This is a genomic window from Nocardiopsis potens DSM 45234 (assembly GCF_000341105.1).
In the GTDB taxonomy this organism is placed as follows: domain Bacteria; phylum Actinomycetota; class Actinomycetes; order Streptosporangiales; family Streptosporangiaceae; genus Nocardiopsis_A; species Nocardiopsis_A potens.
Genome location: NZ_ANBB01000025.1, coordinates 129676 through 147141 on the forward strand (window position 1 = coordinate 129676; position 17466 = coordinate 147141).

16 protein-coding genes are annotated in these 17466 nt (G+C 76.1%); 9 read left to right on the top strand and 7 right to left on the bottom strand.

The features are described 5' to 3' along the window. Window positions 1-316: 316 nt before the first annotated feature. From D459_RS0110215 to D459_RS0110240, 6 genes are all read left to right on the top strand, one after another. Window positions 317-595 carry a hypothetical protein gene (locus tag D459_RS0110215; protein ID WP_017592908.1) on the top strand — a complete coding sequence of 93 codons (279 nt, stop codon included), beginning with the start codon at window positions 317-319 and terminating at the stop codon, window positions 593-595. Between the two features lie 182 nt (window positions 596-777). Next, entirely contained in the window at window positions 778-2271 is a 1494-nt protein-coding gene (locus D459_RS0110220) for a carboxyl transferase domain-containing protein (protein WP_017592909.1), read from the top strand. Window positions 2272-2553: 282 nt separating this feature from the next. Continuing rightward, on the top strand, window positions 2554-2904 hold the full coding sequence (locus D459_RS31305) for a DUF4333 domain-containing protein (protein ID WP_017592910.1): 351 nt from the start codon (window positions 2554-2556) through the stop codon (window positions 2902-2904). Window positions 2905-3152: 248 nt separating this feature from the next. Further along, on the top strand, window positions 3153-3725 hold the full coding sequence (locus tag D459_RS0110230; protein ID WP_017592911.1) for a (2Fe-2S)-binding protein: 573 nt from the start codon (window positions 3153-3155) through the stop codon (window positions 3723-3725). After that, the gene (locus D459_RS0110235) at window positions 3722-4726 is read left to right on the top strand and encodes an FAD binding domain-containing protein (protein ID WP_017592912.1); all 1005 of its coding nucleotides are present in this window, start codon (window positions 3722-3724) and stop codon (window positions 4724-4726) included. Before D459_RS0110230 ends, D459_RS0110235 begins: the two co-directional genes overlap by 4 nt. Continuing rightward, window positions 4723-6969, top strand: a complete 2247-nt coding sequence (locus tag D459_RS0110240) for a xanthine dehydrogenase family protein molybdopterin-binding subunit (protein WP_017592913.1) — start codon at window positions 4723-4725, stop codon at window positions 6967-6969. The genes D459_RS0110235 and D459_RS0110240 overlap by 4 nt, the downstream gene beginning before the upstream one ends. Window positions 6970-7068: 99 nt before the next feature. On the opposite strand, the gene D459_RS0110245 is transcribed toward D459_RS0110240, so the two are convergent. Next, window positions 7069-7554 (bottom strand): winged helix-turn-helix transcriptional regulator, encoded by a 486-nt coding sequence (locus tag D459_RS0110245; RefSeq protein WP_017592914.1) that lies wholly within the window; start codon window positions 7552-7554, stop codon window positions 7069-7071. A gap of 300 nt (window positions 7555-7854) precedes the next feature. Between D459_RS0110245 and D459_RS0110255 the strand changes: the two genes are divergently transcribed. Together D459_RS0110255 and D459_RS0110260 are read left to right on the top strand one after the other, a co-directional pair. Then, the gene (locus D459_RS0110255) at window positions 7855-9024 is read left to right on the top strand and encodes a thiolase family protein (protein WP_017592916.1); all 1170 of its coding nucleotides are present in this window, start codon (window positions 7855-7857) and stop codon (window positions 9022-9024) included. Between the two features lie 358 nt (window positions 9025-9382). Beyond that, the gene (locus tag D459_RS0110260; protein ID WP_017592917.1) at window positions 9383-10033 is read left to right on the top strand and encodes a hypothetical protein; all 651 of its coding nucleotides are present in this window, start codon (window positions 9383-9385) and stop codon (window positions 10031-10033) included. Between the two features lie 101 nt (window positions 10034-10134). On the opposite strand, the gene D459_RS0110265 is transcribed toward D459_RS0110260, so the two are convergent. Beyond that, the gene (locus D459_RS0110265) at window positions 10135-10515 is read right to left on the bottom strand and encodes a VOC family protein (protein ID WP_017592918.1); all 381 of its coding nucleotides are present in this window, start codon (window positions 10513-10515) and stop codon (window positions 10135-10137) included. A 125-nt stretch (window positions 10516-10640) separates the two neighbouring features. After that, entirely contained in the window at window positions 10641-11588 is a 948-nt protein-coding gene (locus D459_RS0110270) for a sigma-70 family RNA polymerase sigma factor (protein ID WP_017592919.1), read from the bottom strand. A gap of 72 nt (window positions 11589-11660) precedes the next feature. On the opposite strand from D459_RS0110270, the gene D459_RS0110275 reads away from it, so the two are divergent. Beyond that, window positions 11661-12305, top strand: coding sequence for a TetR/AcrR family transcriptional regulator (locus tag D459_RS0110275; RefSeq protein ID WP_017592920.1), 645 nt, complete (start codon window positions 11661-11663; stop codon window positions 12303-12305). A 211-nt stretch (window positions 12306-12516) separates the two neighbouring features. Here D459_RS0110275 and D459_RS0110280 read toward each other — a convergent pair whose 3' ends face one another. From D459_RS0110280 to D459_RS0110295, 4 genes are all read right to left on the bottom strand, one after another. After that, window positions 12517-14211, bottom strand: coding sequence for an adenine deaminase C-terminal domain-containing protein (locus tag D459_RS0110280; RefSeq protein ID WP_017592921.1), 1695 nt, complete (start codon window positions 14209-14211; stop codon window positions 12517-12519). 223 nt (window positions 14212-14434) lie between these two features. Beyond that, window positions 14435-15394, bottom strand: coding sequence for a nucleoside hydrolase (locus D459_RS0110285; protein ID WP_017592922.1), 960 nt, complete (start codon window positions 15392-15394; stop codon window positions 14435-14437). Beyond that, window positions 15391-16440, bottom strand: coding sequence for an ABC transporter substrate-binding protein (locus D459_RS0110290; protein WP_017592923.1), 1050 nt, complete (start codon window positions 16438-16440; stop codon window positions 15391-15393). Before D459_RS0110290 ends, D459_RS0110285 begins: the two co-directional genes overlap by 4 nt. After that, window positions 16437-17459 (bottom strand): ABC transporter ATP-binding protein, encoded by a 1023-nt coding sequence (locus D459_RS0110295; RefSeq protein ID WP_017592924.1) that lies wholly within the window; start codon window positions 17457-17459, stop codon window positions 16437-16439. Before D459_RS0110295 ends, D459_RS0110290 begins: the two co-directional genes overlap by 4 nt. Between the last annotated feature and the right edge of the window lie 7 nt (window positions 17460-17466).

The window sequence follows — 17466 nt, forward strand, 5'->3', positions numbered from 1 at the left end:
CCCGTCGCCTCCTCCGCCGCTGCTGCTTGCTCGAAGCCAGGGAAGGGGCGTTCCGCTGTGGGAGTCCGGTGCGCCGGTCGGGCGGTGCGGGGTGGCCCGGGGTCGGAAACGTCCCGATGCGGCCCGGAACCGGGGCGCCGACCGGGGTGGGCGGCGCGCGGAGACGGCGGGGCGGCCGCTTCGTGCGGTGCCGATTCCTCTACGATGACCTGCACGGCGCACAAGGCCATGCCCTCGCCGACCGCCGCCGACACCTAGGAGAACCCCCTTCGGGAACGGCGCGACCAGGACCGTCCGACGACCCTGCGGAGCCCCGATGAGGACGCACACCCCGGAATCCTTCACCCGCGCCGTGGTGCGCCGTGAGGCCGAGAAGCGGGGTATCGCCGTCGATTGGTCGGCTCCGGTCCCCGAGGAGGTCCCCGAAGGGCTCCGGCACGCCGTCTTCAAGGTCGCCGAGCGCGGCTGGTGCGTCTGGGCGACCCTCTCCCCGGACCCGGCGGTCCTCCCCTCCGAACGCGACTTCCACCCGCTGGACCAGGTCGGCGACGCCTGGGAGGCGGCCGGATGGAACGGCGTCCGGCTGCAGCGCTGACCCCGGGCGCCGGGCGTCTTGGAGCGCCGGCTGCCCTGGATGTCGACTGCCCTGGGCATCGGCCGCCCCGGGCACCGGGGCCGGGAACGGCGGGCCCCGCGCGTACCCGGCCGCGGGGCGGCGTGCGACCCTGGGCGCAGCGGAAGCGGTCCGCCCGATGGACCTGACCCCTGGAGGAAGCCGTGGCCGCCAGGTACAGCGCGCGCGAGCTGCTGGACCGGACCCTGGACGCCGGATCGTTCACCTCCTGGGACACCGCCCCGGTGGACGTGGGGCCGGGCCCGGAATACGCCGCCGAACTGGCGCGCGCCCGGGAGCGCAGCGGCTGCGACGAGTCGGTGCTGACCGGGGAAGGCCTGCTCCGCGGGCGCCGGGTCGCGGTCCTGGCCTGCGAGTTCTCCTTCCTTGCCGGGTCGATCGGGGTGGCCGCCGCCGAGCGGCTGACCGCAGCGGTGGAGCGGGCCACCGCCGAGCGCCTTCCCCTGCTGGCCGCGCCTGCATCCGGCGGGACCCGGATGCAGGAGGGCACCGTCGCCTTCCTGTCCATGGTCAAGATCTCCACCGCGATCACCGCGCACAAGGCGGCCGGCCTGCCCTACCTGGTCTACCTGCGCCACCCCACCACCGGCGGGGTGCTGGCCTCGTGGGGGTCGCTGGGCCACGTCACGGTGGCCGAGCCGGGCGCGCTCATCGGCTTCCTCGGCCCGCGCGTCTATGAGGCGCTGTACGGCAGGCCGTTCCCCGAGGGCGTCCAGCGCGCCGAGAACCTGTACCGGCACGGCCTGGTCGACGCGGTGCTGGCGCCCGAGGAGCTGCCCGGCATCGCCGAGCGCGCGTTCAACGTGCTGCTCGCCCGGGGAGAGGGCCGCCCCGCACCGCCGTCGGCCCCGGAGCCCGCACCGGAGGGCCCGGTCTGGGACTCGGTGCTGCGCTCCCGCCGCACCGACCGGCCCGGCGTGCGCAGGCTGCTCCGGACCGCCGCCACCGACGTCGTCCCGCTCAACGGGACCGGCGAGGGCGAGGCCGACCCCGGCCTGCTGCTGGCGCTGGCCCGGTTCGGCGGCGCGCCATGCGTGCTGCTCGGCCAGGACCGGGCCCGGCAGAGCGCGGAGCACCCGATGGGCCCGGCCGGGCTGCGAGAGGCCCGGCGCGGCATGCGGCTCGCCGCCGAGCTGGACCTGCCGCTGGTCACCGTCATCGACACCCCGGGGGCGGCGCTGTCCAAGGAGGCCGAGGAACAGGGCATGGCCGGCCAGATCGCCCGCTGCCTCGCCGAACTCGCCACCCTGGAGGCGCCCACCGTCGCCGTCCTGCTCGGCCAGGGCGCCGGCGGCGGCGCGCTGGCACTGGCCCCCGCCGACCGGGTGCTGTGCGCGCGGCACGCCTGGCTCTCCCCGCTGCCGCCGGAGGGTGCCAGCGCGATCGTGCACCGCACCACCGAACGGGCCGGGGAACTGGCCGAGCTGCAGGGCATCGGCTCGGCCGCGCTGCTCGCCGCCGGCGTGGTCGACCGGATCGTCGCCGAGCGCGGCGACGCGGCCGACGAACCCGAGGCGTTCTGCCTCCGGATGGGCGAGGCGATCGCCCGTGAGCTGGTCGCACTGCCCGCCCTGGGCGCCGCCGAGCGCCTGGCCGCGCGCACCGCCCGCTACCGGGGCCTGGGCCTGCCGGGCTGAGCCGGGGCCGGGGCGGCCGGTCCCCGGTCCGCCGGTGGCTCCGGGTGCGCCCGTCTCCTCCGAGACCGTGGGGTCCTTGGGCGAACCCGCCGCGCGGGGCGCGGAGGGGCGAGAGGTCCGGGGGCGGCGGGGTAAAGAGGGAAGGACCGCCCCGCACCGCCGTCCTCGCGGTGCTCCCGGGCGGCGGTGCGGGGCCGCACCCGGCCGGGTGGGAACCATCCGGTGCCCCGGGTCGTCCCACCTTTCGAGACGGGCCACGTACTCCGCGAACAGGAGACGAGCATGCGGCTGACACGGCGGAACCGGACGATCATGGCGGGAGCGGGCGCGGGGGCCGCGGTGCTGCTCGCCGCGGGCTGCGCGGTGGAGTTCAACGTCGAAGGGGTGCCCCAGGAAGAGGTGGTCGAGCGGGCCACCCAGATCCTGGAGGAGGAGCTCGGCGGCGCGGTCGAGGACTTCAGCTGCCCCGGTGAGCTCCCCGCCGAGGAGGGCGAGTCGATGCGCTGCGAGCTCACCGCCGGAGGGCAGACCGTCGGCGTCACCCTCACCACCACCAAGGTGAACGGCTCCGACGTCGACTTCGACGTCAAGGTCGACGCGGACCTCGCGGACCTGGTGGAGAACGCCGGCTGACGGCCCGGGGGCGGCCCCGGGGCGCCCCCGTTCCCCCTTCCCCCTCCGCAGAACCCGTGCTGACCGGCGGTTTTGCCCGATCTTGGCCTGCCGTGAGTGTGCTGCGGCGCACCCCCGTGTGAGGATCCGCAGGTGCCGGCCGTCGGTCCGCCACCGGCCCCGACGGCCGCGGCCCTCCGAGTCCGCGCGTTCAAAGGGGGAAGCGCCATGATCGACCGCACACCGCCCCGCCTCCTCGGGAGGCGGGAATGACACCGAGAGTCGGCCGCGCACGGATCCCGGGGCAGGCGGCCCGGGAGGAGGGCACCGCCGCCGGGCCCCGCACCGGCGACCTCGGGCCGGGACCGGCCGAGATCGAACTCGCCGTCAACGGGACCGCCCGGCGGCTGCGGGTGGAACCCCGGGTCAGCCTGCTCGACGCGCTGCGCGAGCACCTCGGGGTGACCGGCCCCAAGAAGGGCTGCGACCAGGGGGCCTGCGGCGCCTGCACGGTCTGGGTGGACGGCCGCCGGGTGCTGGGCTGCCTGACCCTGGCGGTGGCCTGCGAAGGCCGCGAGGTCACCACCGTCGAGGGGCTCGCCGACGGGGACGGGCTCCACCCCATGCAGCAGGCGTTCCTCGCCAACGACGCCTTCCAGTGCGGCTACTGCACGCCCGGCCAGCTGATGTCCGCGGTGGCGCTGCTGGAGGAGGGCCACGCCTCCGACGACGCCGAGATCGCCGAGTGGATGAGCGGCAACATCTGCCGCTGCGCCGCCTATCCCAACATCCGCGCCGCGATCCGGCAGGTCCGGGACGGCGGGGGAGGGGACCGACCATGAGGCCCTTCGCCTACACCCGGGCGGCCGACGTGGCGGCCGCGGTGGCCGAGGTCGGCTCCGACCCGGGCAGCGAGTACCTGGCCGGCGGCACCACCGAGGTGGACATGCTCCGGATCGGTGTGGCCCGGCCGCGCCGCGTCGTCGACATCAACGACCTGCCGATCTCCGGGATCGAGGAGCTTCCCGGCGGCGGGGTGCGGCTGGGCGGGCTGGCGCGGATGAGCGACGCGGCCGCCCACCCCGCTGTGCGCGGGCGCTTCCCGGTGCTGGCCCAGGCCCTGGAGAAGGGTGCCTCGGCGCAGCTGCGGAACATGGCCTCGATGGGCGGCAACCTGATGCAGCGGGTGCGCTGCGCCTACTTCCGCGACGGCGGCGCGGCGTGCAACAAGCGCGCCCCCGGAAGCGGGTGCGCCGCGCTCGGCGGGGTCGACCGGGGGCACGCGGTGCTGGGCACCAGCGAGCACTGCATCGCCACCCACCCCTCCGACGCCGCGGTGGCGCTGACCGCGCTGGACGCGACGGTGCACCTGCGCGGCCGGGCGGGGGAGCGCAGCATCGCCCTGGACGACTTCTTCCTCCTGCCGGGGGACACCCCGGAGCGGGAGCACCCGATCGAGCACGGCGAGCTGATCACCGCGATCGAGATCCCCGCCTCGGAGGAGGCGCGCACCTCGCACTACCTGAAGGTGCGCGACCGGGAGTCCTACGAGTTCGCCCTCGCGTCGGCGGCGGTGGCGCTGCTGGTGGAGGACGGCCGGGTCGCCCGGGTGCGGATCGGGCTCGGCGGGGTGGCCACCAAGCCCTGGCGGGCGCGGCGCGCCGAGGCGGCCCTGGCCGGGGCCCCGGCCGAGCGGGCCTCCTACGAGCGGGCCGCCGCCGAAGAGCTGGCCGCGGCCGTCCCGCGGAGGATGAACGCGTTCAAGATCGAACTGGCGCGGCGCACCATGGTGCGGGCGCTGGAGACCACCGCGTCCCTCGGCGCCAGGGGAGGCACGGGATGAGCACCGCACCGCAGATCGGCCTCCCGCTGGACCGGGTGGACGGGCACGCCAAGGTCACCGGCGCGGCGCGCTACTCGGCCGAGTACACGCCGCCGGGGACCGCCTACGCCGTCCTGGTGTGCGCGCCGATCGCCTCCGGCCGGGTCACCGCGGTCGACGCCGGGGAGGCGCTGTCGGTCACCGGTGTCCTGGCCGTGCTGAGCCACCTCGACATGCCCCGGATCGCCGTCCGGCCGAACCTGGTCCCGTCGCTGGCGGGGGCGGCCGCGCACGGGCAGAGCTTCTTCCCGATGCAGGACGACCGGGTGCACTACGCGGGCCAGCCGGTGGCGATGGTCGTCGCCGACACCCTGGAGCGGGCGGGGCACGCCGCCGAGCTGGTCCGGGTGGACTACGCGGAGGAGCCCCCGGTCGTCACCATCGAGGACGGCCGGGACCGGGCCTACGAGCCGGAGCGGATCTTCGGCGGGTTCGTCCCGGGGCGCACCGAGTACGGCGACGCCGCCTCGGCCCTGGCCGAGGCGGAGGTGCGCATCGACGGCGCCTTCCACCTCGCGCCCAACCACCACAACCCGATCGAGCCGTCGGCGACCACGGCGGTCTGGGAGGACTCCCACCTGACCCTGTACGACGCCACCCAGGGGCCCACCGCGACCCGGCTCACCGTGGCCGAGCTGCTCGGCGTGCCGCCGTCGCAGGTGCGGGTGGTCAGCGAGGCGGTGGGCGGCAGCTTCGGCTGCAAGGCGATGATCTGGCACCACCCGGCGCTGGCCGCGTTCGCCGCCCAGTACGTGCGCGCCCCGGTGAGGCTCTCCCTGACCCGGGAGCAGATGTTCCACTCCTGCGGCCACCGGGAGGAGCAGGAGCACACCCTGGAGCTGGGGGCGACGCGGGACGGCGTGCTGACGGCGATCCGGCACCGCAAGCTCTCGCCCACCTCGCACTTCGACGACTGGGCGGAGCCGTCGGTGGGCCCGTCCGGGAGGATGTACGCCTGCCCGAACTTCCAGGGCGTGTACAACCTGTTCCGGGCCGACACGATGACGCCGACGTTCATGCGCGCGCCCGGGGAGGCCTCCGGGATGTTCGTGCTGGAGACGGCCATGGACGAGCTGGCCTACCGGGTCGGGGCCGACCCGTTGGAGCTGCGGCTGCGCAACTACGCCGAGACCGAGCCCGGGACCGGGCGGCCCTGGTCCGGCAAGGGGCTGCGGGAGTGCTACGCGCGCGGCGCCGAGCTGTTCGGCTGGGCCGGGCGCGACCCCGAGCCGGGGATCCGGCGCGACGGGAACCAGCTGGTGGGGACCGGCATGGCCACCGCGTTCTATCCGGTCTACGGCGCGATGAACCCGCAGCGGGCCCGGGCCCGGCTGCACGCCGACGGGCGGGCCGTCGTGGAGACCGGGTGCTCCGACTTCGGCACCGGGGTGGGCACGGTGATGCGGCAGGTCGCCGCGGACGCGCTGGGGCTGTCCGCGGAGTCCGTCGAGGTCCGCTACGGTGACACCGACCTGCCCAACACGGTGGCCGCGGTCGGGTCGGCCGGCTCCGGCGCGGTGAGCGCGGCGGTGCACGCCGCCGGCACCGCGCTGCGCGACCGGCTCATCGCCCAGGCGGTGGCGGACGAGCGGTCCCCGCTGCACGGCGCCGACCCGGCCGGGGTGCGCGTCGGCGGCGGTCGGATGTTCCTCGCCGACCGGCCGGACACCGGGGAGGACTACACCGACCTGCTGCGCCGCGCGATGGCCTTCGACGTCGAGGCGCTGGGCGAGTGGAACCCGCCGGGGCCGCAGGGCGAGTACGGGACGGGGACCTTCGGCGCCCAGTTCGCCGAGGTCGGGGTCGACCCCGACCTGGGCCTGGTCCGGGTGCGCAGGATGACCGGGGTGTTCGCCCCCGGGCGGGTGCTCAACCGCAAGACCGCCCGCAGCCAGCTGATGGGGGGCATGCTCTGGGGGATCGGCCAGGCCCTGCTGGAGGCGACCCACGTGGAACCGGGGCGGGGCCGGTGGGCCAACGCGAGCATGGCCGACTACCTGCTGCCGGTCAACGCCGACGCTCCGGACGTGCAGGTGGAGACGGTCGAGGTGGAGGACCGGGCGGCCCCGCTCGGCGTCAAGGGGGTCGGCGAGATCGGCCTGGTGGGCGCGGCGGCGGCGATCGCCAATGCGGTCTTCCACGCCACCGGGCGCCGCTTCCGCGACCTGCCGATCACCGTCGAGGCGGTGCTGGCCGCGGAGTGAGGCCGGACCGCGCCCGGCCCCGCGCGGCGGGGCACCGGGCGCGGCGCCGGCCGCCGGAAGGACGGCGGGCCGCCCCGCCGCGGGCGGCGGCACCGGGGCTCACCCCCGGCGGTACCGCTCGCCGGGGACGATGCGCAGCCGCTCGGGCGGGCGCTCCCGGCCGTCGGGGCCGACGAAGGCGGTCCGGACCGGCTCGCCGGTGGCGTCGTCGACCAGGTCGAGCGGGCCGCCGTCGGGCTGCAGGTGGGCGTCGCCCCAGGCCATCAGGGCGAGGATCGGGGGGACGAGGTCGCGCCCCGCGTCGGTGAGGACGTACTCGTACCGGGTCCGGCTGCCCGGCTCCTTGTAGGGCTCCCGGCGGAGCAGGCCCGCCTCGGTGAGCCGCTTGAGGCGGCCGGCCATGACCGCCTCGGTGACGCCGACGCGCTGTACGAACATCTCGAAGCGGCGGACGCCGTAGAACGCCTCGCGGAGGATCAGGAAGGACGAGTGCGGGCCGATCGCGGCCAGCGCCTTGGCGATGGAGCAGTCCCGGGGCCGCCAGGTCCGCAGGTCTGCCAGGGCCGGGTCCAGCTTGATCGTCATGGCTCCAGGATAGCGCTCACTTGACATCGGCATAGCCAGCTCCGTAGGTTCTGGCTATGCAAATCCATAGTCAGCTTGGTGCGGGCGCGCCGGCCGGGGCCGGCGGAGCGCACGGCGGACCGGTGCGGAACGGCGCCCCGGACGGCGGCCGCGCGCGTCCCCGGCCCGCGCCCGCCCGGTACCGGGCCGCCCTGGCCCGGCCGGCCCGCCGCGCCGGCCGGACCGGACCCCTCACCGCGGACCGGGGGCCGGCCGTCCCGGGCCGCCGTCCCCTCCGCACCACCGACAGGAGGAACCCCCATGCGTGAGGCCGTCATCGTGGACGCGGTGCGCACCCCCATCGGCAAGGGAAGGCCGGGCGGGGCACTGCACGAGGTGAACGCCGTCGACCTGCTGGCGCACGTCCTCGCGGCGACCGTCGAGCGCACCGGCATCGACCCCGCCGGGATCGACGACGTGATCGGCGGGATCGTCACCCAGGCCGGGGAGCAGGCCGCCAACATGACCCGCAGGGCGCTGCTCGCCGCCGGCTACCCCGAATCGGTCCCGGCCACCACCGTCGACCGCCAGTGCGGCAGCAGCCAGCAGGCGGTGCACTTCGCCGCGCAGGGGGTGATCTCCGGCGCCTACGACATCGCCGTCGCGGCGGGGGTGGAGTCGATGGGGCGGGTGCCGATGGGCGCGAACCTGGCCGGGTCGGCGGACCCGCTGGGCGAGGGGTACCGGAAGCGCTACCCCGAGGGGCACGTCGGCCAGGGCGTCGCCGCCGAGCTCATCGCCGCCCGCTGGGGCCTCTCTCGGCGGCGGATGGACGAGTACGCGCTGAACAGCCACGCGCGCGCGGCGCGGGCCGCCCGGGACGGGGCCTTCGACGCCCAGCTCGCCCCGATCGCCGGGCTCGCCCGCGACGAGGGCATCCGGGAGGGGAGCACCCCGGAGGCCATGGCCGGGCTCCGCCCCGTCTACCACGACCCGGACACCGCCGCCCGCTTCCCCCAGATCACCTGGGACGTCACCGCCGGCAACTCCAGCCCGCTCAGCGACGGCGCCGCGGCGGTGCTGGTGATGAGCAGGGAGAAGGCCGAAAGCCTCGGCCTGGTCCCGCTGGCCCGGCTGCACGCCTTCGCCGTCGCCGCCGACGACCCGCTCTACATGCTCACCGCGGTCGTCCCGGCCACCCGGAAGGTGCTGCAGCGGGCCGGCCTGTCCATGGACGACATCGACCTGTTCGAGATCAACGAGGCCTACGCCTCGGTCGTGCTGGCCTGGGCCGAGGAGACCGGCGCAGACCTGGGCCGGGTCAACGCCGACGGCGGCGCGATCGCGCTGGGCCACCCGCTCGGCGCCAGTGGCGCCCGGCTGATGACCACCCTGGTGCACGCCCTGCACGCGCGCGGCGCCCGGTTCGGCCTGCAGGCCATGTGCGAGGCGGGCGGCCTGTCCAACGCGACCGTCGTGGAGCGCCTCTGACGCCCCGCCCCGGCGGCGGGCGCGGCGGGCCGGGGAGGAGGGGCGCGAAGCCTCTCCCCGGCCCGCTTCGGGCGGTGACGCCCCGGCGGGCCCGCTCCTCCGCCCCCCGGGCGGGTTCCGGTGTCGGCTCCCGACAGGCCCCTCTGTCGGGGTCCGACACCGAAATCAACGTTCTGGAACGTTCTCCCCGGCCCCGGAGCGGAACCGGGGCGGGCGGTTCGGCCGGTCGCGGCCTCGGGTGCTCCCATCCGTGCGCCGGGCGCGGCCGGAGCTCGGGCGGTCGGCGGTCCGGGCGCCGATGGGATGCCGATACGCTTCCGTCCGACCGAACGAACCTCCCGAATCGGAAAGACCTGGCATGCCCTCCGTGTCGCGGCTGTCCGCCGCTCTCCTGCTCCTCCCCGCCGCCGGCGGCTGCTCCGCGATCACCGGCGCGGTCGAGGAGGCCTCCCGCCCCCCGATCGAGAAGCCGGAGGACCTGGCGGCGCTCTGCGAGGACATCGGCTCCGGCTACGAGGGGGCGGCCGCCTATGAGGGCGAGGGGCCGCACTCCGCGGTGATGTTCTTCTCCGGCCCGTCCGACGACACCGAGGAGGACCCCGGCTACCGGATCGCGGCGCCCAACCCGGAGTCCGAGCCGGACGCGACCCCCATCGTCTCCTGGCACCCGGATTCCCCGGATGAGGCTTCGCTGCTGGTCTGCGCGGAGGCCGGGGAGCCCGGCGAGGAGCTGCGCACCTGCGAGTTCTCCGGTTCGGGCGGGTCCACGATGTGGATGTCGCTGCGCGGGCGGGACTACGCCTTCACCGTGTACGAGCTGGCCACCGGCGCGGTGGTGCACGAGGCCGACTTCAGCGCCACCCTCGGCGTCTTCCCCGGCTCCGGGCTGGACAGCGAGTGCCCGACCTGGGTGCAGGCGGAGCAGACCCCCACCGAGCTGTACGCCGCGCCCAGCGCCGCCGAGCTGCACGAACTCCTCTCCGGCGTGGTCGAGGCCCCCGCCGGCTGACCGGGGCCGCCCGGTCGGTCCGGGCGGTCCGCCGTCCACGGGCCCCTGCGGGCCCGGCCCGGGGCCGGGACCCGCGGCGGCTCCGCCCGGAACAGGGGCGCCTACAGGTAGGGCCGGGTGATCAGCTCGATGAGGTGGCCTGCGGGGTCCTTGAAGTAGACGCCGCGGCCGCCGTGCTCGGTGTTGGTCTCGCCCGGCTGCTTCATGTGCGGATCGGCCCAGTGCTCGATGCCCCCCTCCCGCAGCCGCGCGTACGCCCGGTCGAACAGGCCGTCGTCGACCAGGAGCGCGTAGTGCTGCACCTGGATCTCCTCGACGCCGGGGAGCACCGCGAACTGGAGCAGCACCCCCTCGTCGAGCCGGACGTTGGTGAACGGGCCCCAGGACGGCGCCTCGGGGAGTTCGAGCAGCTCGCGGAAGAACCGGGCGGATTCCGCCCCGTCCTTCGCGGCGATGATGGTGTGGTTGAACGTCACGGTCATGTCGTCGTCCTTGCTCTCGGTCGTTCTCTCGTCGGTAGCGTGCCGGGCGGCCGGGCCGGGCGGTGCGGGGGCGGCCGGGCGGTGCGTTCCTCGCGGACCCTCGGCGGCGGGCGGCCCGGCGCGGGTCAGGACAGCAGGTCGGCCAGGGCGCGGGTGCGGGAGGGGCGGCGGAGCTTCTGCATCCCCTGGACCTCGATCTGGCGGATGCGCTCCCGGGTCAGTCCGAACCGCGCGCCGATCTCGTTCAGGGTGCGCGGCCGGTCGCCGTCCAGCCCGAAGCGCTGGGAGATCACCGCGGCCTCCCGTTCGGAGAGCGTGGCCAGCACCTTGTCCAGCGCCGGCCGGACGGCGGCGGCGGTCGCCTCGGCGGCCGGGTCCGCCGCCTCGTCGGGGACGAGGTCGCCCAGTTCCGAGCCGTCGCCGTCCTCGCCGACCGGGGTGTTCAGCGAGACCGGCTCCCGGGTGCAGCGCAGCGCCAGCTCGACCTTGGGCGCGGGCAGGTCGAGCTCGGCCGCGAGCTCGGCGGAGGAGGGGGTGCGGCCGAGCCGCTCCCGCATGGCGCGGCGGGCGCGGGCCACCCGGTTCACCACCGTGGCCATGTGGGAGGGGATCCGGACGGTCCGGCCCCGGTCGGTCAGGGCCCGGCCGATCGCCTGCTTGATCCACCAGGTGGCGTAGGTGGAGAACTTCAGCCCGCGGCGGTGGTCGAACTTCTCCACCGCCCTCATCATCCCGATGGTCCCCTCCTGGATCAGGTCCGGCAGCGGCAGCCCGCCGCCGGCGTAGCGCTTGGCGATCGAGACGACCAGCCGGAGGTTGGCCTCGATCATGTGCTCCCGGGCGCGCAGGCCGTCGGCGGCGAGCCGCTCCAGCGCGTCCCGCTCGGCCGGGGCGAGCCGGCCGCCCTCGGCGTCCAGGCGCTCCCGGGCCTGCGCGCCGGCCTCGATGCGCGCACCGAGCTCCACCTCCTGCTCGGCGGTGAGCAGCGGGGTCCGGCCGATCTTCGCGAAGTGGTCCCGCACCGCGTCGGCGGCGGGGGTGCGGACGTCGGTGTTCCCGGTGGTGTCGATCACGGACCTAAAATTAGGACGAGTCCAAGCTTGTGTCAAGAAAAATTTTTGGACCGACCTATGTATAGTGGCGGCATGAGCACCGAGACGACCGGGCTGCGCGCCATGAAGAAGCGCAGGACCAGGGAGAACATCTCCGACCAGGCGACCAGGCTGTTCCTGGAGCGCGGCTTCGACAACGTGACCATCGCCGAGGTGGCGTCCGCCGCGCAGGTCGCCAAGATGACGGTCACCAACTACTTCCCGCGCAAGGAGGACCTCGCCCTCGACATGCACGACGTGTTCGTGCGGCTGCCCGCCGAGACCGTCCGGGAGCGGGAGCCGGGGGAGTCCGCGCTGGCCGCGCTGCGCCGCGCGCACCTGGCCGCGGTGGCCGCGCAGGACCCGGTGATCGGCTTCTCCGGGCCGGAGTTCGCCCGGATGATCGCGGACAGCCCGGCGCTGGTGGCGCGGCTGCGGGAGTTCCACGACGACCGGGAGAAGGGGCTGGCCGCCGTCCTCGCCGAGGAGACCGGCGCCGGACCGGGCGACATCATGCCGCGCGTCGCCGCCCTCCAGCTCGTCGGCGTCCAGCGGCTGCTGTTCGAGGAGACCCTGCGCCGCACCCTCGACGGGCAGGACGGCGCCGGGATCGCGAAGGCCGTGGCCGCCGACGCCGAGACGGCGTTCGGCGCCCTGGAACCCGTTCTGGGCGACTACGCGGTCCGCCCGGAGCATTAGCGGGCCGGGCCGCGCGCCTCCGGGGCGCGGCCGCCTACGCCCGGGAGCGCCGCCGGCCCCGCCGGGAAGGGGAGAGCCCTTCAGGGCCCGGGGCGGAGACCGGGGCGCGGGCCTCCAGGGCGCGGCCGCCGCCCCGGGAGGAGCGGCCGGCCGGGGCGCGGAGAGGAGGCCGGGCCCTGCCGGAGGACGGGAGCCGGCAGGGCCCGGCCGGTCAGCGGGCCGTGGCCGGCTCCCAGGCGCGGTCCACCACCCGGACCAGGCCCTTGTCGGTGATCTTGACGCTGGGCGAGACCGCCAGGGTCAGCGTGGACAGGCTCATGAACGCGTTGCGGTTGCGCCAGCCCCAGGCGGCCAGCTCGGCGCGGACCGCGCCGGCCGCCTCGGCGACCTCGGGCGCCGGGCGGTCCGACATCACGCCGCCCACCGGCAGCGGCAGCCCCGCCCCCGGGCCGCCCTCGCGGACCACCCGCATCCCGCCGCCCCAGCCGACCACGTCGGCCGCCGCCGACAGCAGCGCCGCCTCCGACGTCGCCACCGCGGTCAGGTTGTGGCTGTCGTGCGCGTAGGTGGTGGCGAACGCGCCGCGGCCCAGCTCCTGGCCGACCACCGGGGCGAACGACACCCCGCCGCGGCCGGTGTGCCGCTCGAAGACCGCGACCACCGCGGTGCGGCCCTCCCACAGCACCGCGCCGCCGCGCACCGGCAGCACCACCTCGTCCGGCTCGGTGTAGGTGTCCACCTCGTTGACCCGCAGCGCGCGGAAGGCGTGCTCCCCGTCGGGCAGGTCGACCCGCCAGCGGGCGGCCTCGGCGCTCGGCGGGCCGATCCGCACCGAGCCGCCGAACGGGTGCCGGGGCACCGGGCCGGGCCCCTCCACCGGGGCGCCGTCCCGGCCGACGACCTCGCCGCCGGCGACCACCAGCACCGGCGCCGGGTCGGTGAGCGAGCGGAGCAGCACCAGGTCGGCGCGCTTGCCCGGGGTGACCGAGCCGCGGTCGTCCAGCCCCAGCCGCCGGGCCGGCCGCAGGGTGAGGGCGCGCAGCACCGCCAGCGGCGGCAGCCCCCGCTCCAGCGCCACCGACGCCACCCGGTCCAGGTGCCCGGTGCGCAGCACCGCGTCCACCGCGATGTCATCGGTGACCAGGCAGAAGTCCGGCAGGTCCGGCAGCGCGAGCAGCGCGTCGACCACCTCGGGGGTCAGGCACTTCTCCTGCAGCATCAGCAGCATGCCCAGCCGGGCCTTCTCCACCGCCACCTCGGGGGTGTTCTTGCAGTGGTCGGAGTCGATCCCGGCCCACAGGTACTCGCCCAGCTCCGCGCCGGACAGGTCGGGGCAGTGCCCGTCCAGCCGGACGCCCCTGCGCCGGGCGGCGGCGATGATCGCGTGCATCCGCGGGTCGCCGGAGACCACCGCGCGGTAGTCCATCACCTCGCCCAGCGTGGTGACGCCCTCCCAGCCGAGCATCTCGTCGATGTCGGCCTCGTCCAGCCGGGCGCCCGCGGTCTCGAACCCGTCCAGGGCCGGCACGCAGGACGGCACCGCCCAGCGCATCGTCTGCCGGGCGCCGCGGCCCTGCTCGATCATCCACGCCTGGCCCTCGCGCCCGGCGACGTTGACGATCTCGTGCGCGTCGGCCAGCACCGTGGTGGTGCCGCGGGCCAGCGTGACCCGGGCGAACTCGGCCGGCGCCAGCAGCGAGCTCTCGATGTGCATGTGCGCGTCGATGTATCCGGGGGCGACGATGAGCCCGCCGGCGTCGACCGCCTCCCGGGCCCGGACGGGCGCCCCCGGCGGCAGCACGGCGCGGATCGCGCCGCCGACCACGGCGACGTCGGCCCGCCACACCTCGCCGGTGTGCACGGACACCACGCTTCCCCCGCGGATGAGCAGGTCGGCGGTTTCCATCGGAGTCGTCTCCCCTTCCCGTGCGCGGCGGCGCCCCTGCGCCCCGCGATGTCGTTCCGTCGTCGTCCCGCCGCCGCCGCGGCCCGGACGCGGCGGCTTCGCGGCGTGCCCCCGGCACGCCCGTACCCCGGTCCTCCTCGGCCCCGCCCGGTCCGCCGCCGAAGGCGGCGCCGGGGCGGCCCGGCCCTGTGCCGGAAGCGGCGCGGACCGCCCGGCCCGCGCGTCACCGGTGCCGCGGCCCGCCGGCGTAGCCGGCCAGCCGGTCGGTCAGCAGGGCGGCGAAGGCGTCGGCGTCCACCGTGCGGGCGATGGAGACGCGCCGCTCCCGGTCCGGGGTGCGCAGGTCGGCGACGAGCGCGCCGCGGGTGAGCTCGCCGGAGCACTCCACCGAGGCGGTGCCCTCCTCCCAGCCGAGCAGGCCCGGGTGGGAGACCGCGGCGACCGCGAGCGCGTCGTGCACCGGCACGGCGGGCACCCCGAACCGGTCCCGGTAGCGCAGGGCGAAGTCGCGCAGCAGGCCGCCGGCGGTCCCGGCGGTGCCCGGCAGCTCCGCCAGGCGCTCCGCGGAGGCCAGCGGGAACAGCGCGGCCCGGGTGACGTCCAGGCCGACGACGCGCACCGGCACCCCCGACTCCAGCACGTACCGGGCGGCCTCCGGGTCGGCGTGGAAGTTGAACTCCGCCGCCGGGGTGACGTTGCCCTGCACGAACGCGGCGCCGCCCATCACCACGACCTCGCGCAGCGCCGGCCCGGCCTGCGGGTGCCGGGCGAGCATCGCCGCCACGTTGGACAGCGGCCCCACCGCCACCAGGGTCAGCCCGCCCGGCTCCTCCAGCGCCCGCTCGGCCAGCCAGTCCACCGCGTGCCCGGCGGAGAAGGGCCGCGGCGGGGCCTGCGGCACCAGCCCGCCCAGCCCCCCGGCGCCGTGCATCGGCTCGTCGCGGATGCGCGCGGCGCGGGCGATCGGCCCGGCCAGCCCGGAGACCAGCGGCAGGCCGGCCGGCGCCCCGGCCAGGTCCAGCACGTGCGCGGCGTTGCGGTCCACGTCGGCCAGCGACACGTTGCCGGCGACCGTGCTCACCCCGCGCACCTCCAGCTCCGGGGAGGCCAGCGCGAGCAGCAGCGCGACGGCGTCGTCGACGCCGGGGTCGCAGTCGATCACGATCGGCACCGGGGCGCTCATCGCGCCACCTCCTCGGTGAAGCGGTCCAGCCAGGCCGACCGCTCCCGGGCGATCATCTCCAGGTCGCCCTGGTGGTACCCGCTGCCGGCCGGGTCCGCGGCGGCCTCGCCGGAGACCTCCTCCATCAGCGGGGTGGGGTCGGCCTCCACCGCGACCGGCTTGTCGTACATGGCCTCGGCGATGCCCTCCTGGACCTCGGGGCGGAGCAGGAAGTCGGCGAAGGCCAGCGCGCCGGCCTCGTTGGGCGCGCCCCGGACCACCTGGACGGTGTTGGCGGTCATCACCCGCCCCTCGTCGGGCACGGCGAACCCCACCGGCTGCCCGGCCTCCACCGAGCCCATCGCGAAGTTGTCCAGGCCCGGCGCCATCGCCACCTCGCCCCGCTCCAGCAGGCTGGTCAGCTCGGTGGAGCGGGTGTAGAACTGCAGCGCCCCCGGCCCGCGCTCGGCCAGCGCCCCGAACCCGGCATCGGGGTCGGACGGCCCGGAGCCGTACCGCTCGCCGGCGGCCAGCACCAGCATCGGCCCGGCCGAGACCGAGATGTCGGGCAGCGCGTACCCGCCCGGCGCGGAGCCCAGGTCGTCCCAGGAGTCGGGGGCCTCCTCCACCATGTCGGTGCGGTAGAGCATGCCCAGCAGCTGGAAGGTGTAGGCGGGACCGTACCCTTCCGGGTCCACCGCCCACGGCTGGATGCCCTCCATCGCGGGCACGTCGGCCGGGTCCACCTCGGCGAACAGGCCCATGTCCGCGCCGATCCGGGCGTAGTAGTCGGAGATCAGCACCACGTCGGTGTCGGGCGCCTCCTTGTTGATCCGCAGCTTGGTGAGGCGCCCGGCGTTGGTGCCGGTGTCCAGCACCACCTCGATGCCGGTCTCCTCCTCGAACGGCTCGCCGACGACCTGCATGAACTCCTCGGTGGCGAACGAGAAGGTGCTCACCACCAGGGTGCCGGGGTCGTCCTCGCGGACGGCGGCGCAGGAGGAGGCCGCCGCGGTGAGGGCCACCGCACCGGCGAGCACCGCGGCGCCCCGCCCCGCGCGGCTCACCGCTGCTCCCCGGCGGGCAGCTCCACCAGGTGGCGGGCGGGCAGCACGATCCGCACCCGGTCGCCGGGGCGCAGGTCGTCGGCGGGGTGCAGGCAGCGCACCGCGGAGCCGGGGCCCTCGGCGCCGTCGATCCCCGCCTCCACCAGGCAGCCGGCGCCCTGGTAGGTGACCGCGGCGACGGTGCCGTCCAGGCCGGTGTCGCCGCCGTCCTCGCGCTCCCCGGCGGGCAGCAGCCGCACGTGCTCGGGGCGGATGGTGGCCGGGCCGCGCCCGGGCAGCTCGGGGAAGTTGTCGTAGCCGAGGAACTCCGCGACGAACCTGCTGGCCGGGCGGGGGAAGACGTCCCGGGGCGCGCCCTGCTGCTCCAGCCGGCCGCCGTTGAGGATGACCATGGTGTCGGACAGCTCCAGCGCCTCGTCCTGGTCGTGGGTGACCAGGATCGCGGTCAGCCCGGTCTCGCGCTGCACCTGCAGCAGCTCGCGGCGCATCTGCACGCGCAGCCGCGCGTCCAGGTTGGACAGCGGCTCGTCCAGCAGCAGCACCGAGGGGCGGATCGCCACCGCGCGGGCCAGCGCCACCCGCTGCTGCTGCCCGCCGGACAGCTCGGCGGGCTTGCGGCCGGCCGCGTGCGAGAGGCCGACCAGCTCCAGCGCCTGCCCGGCGCGCTCGCGCGCCTCGGCGGCGGGCACCTTGCGGGCGCGCAGCCCGTAGCCCACGTTGTCCAGCAGCGTCATGTGCGGGAACAGCGCGTAGGACTGGAAGACCATGCCGATGTTGCGCTTCTCCGGCGGGGTGCGGGTGGCGTCGGCGCCCTCCAGCAGGATCCGGCCGGAGGTGGGGCGCAGGAACCCCGCGATCATCCGCAGCGTGGTGGTCTTGCCGCAGCCGCTGGGGCCGAGCAGGGTGGTGAACTCCCCGCGGCGCACGGCCAGGTCCAGGTCGGCGACGGCGGTGGTGCCGGCGCCCCCCTTCGCGGCGAAGCGGTGGCCGACGCGGTCGAGTTCGACGACGGGTGTCATGTCAGGT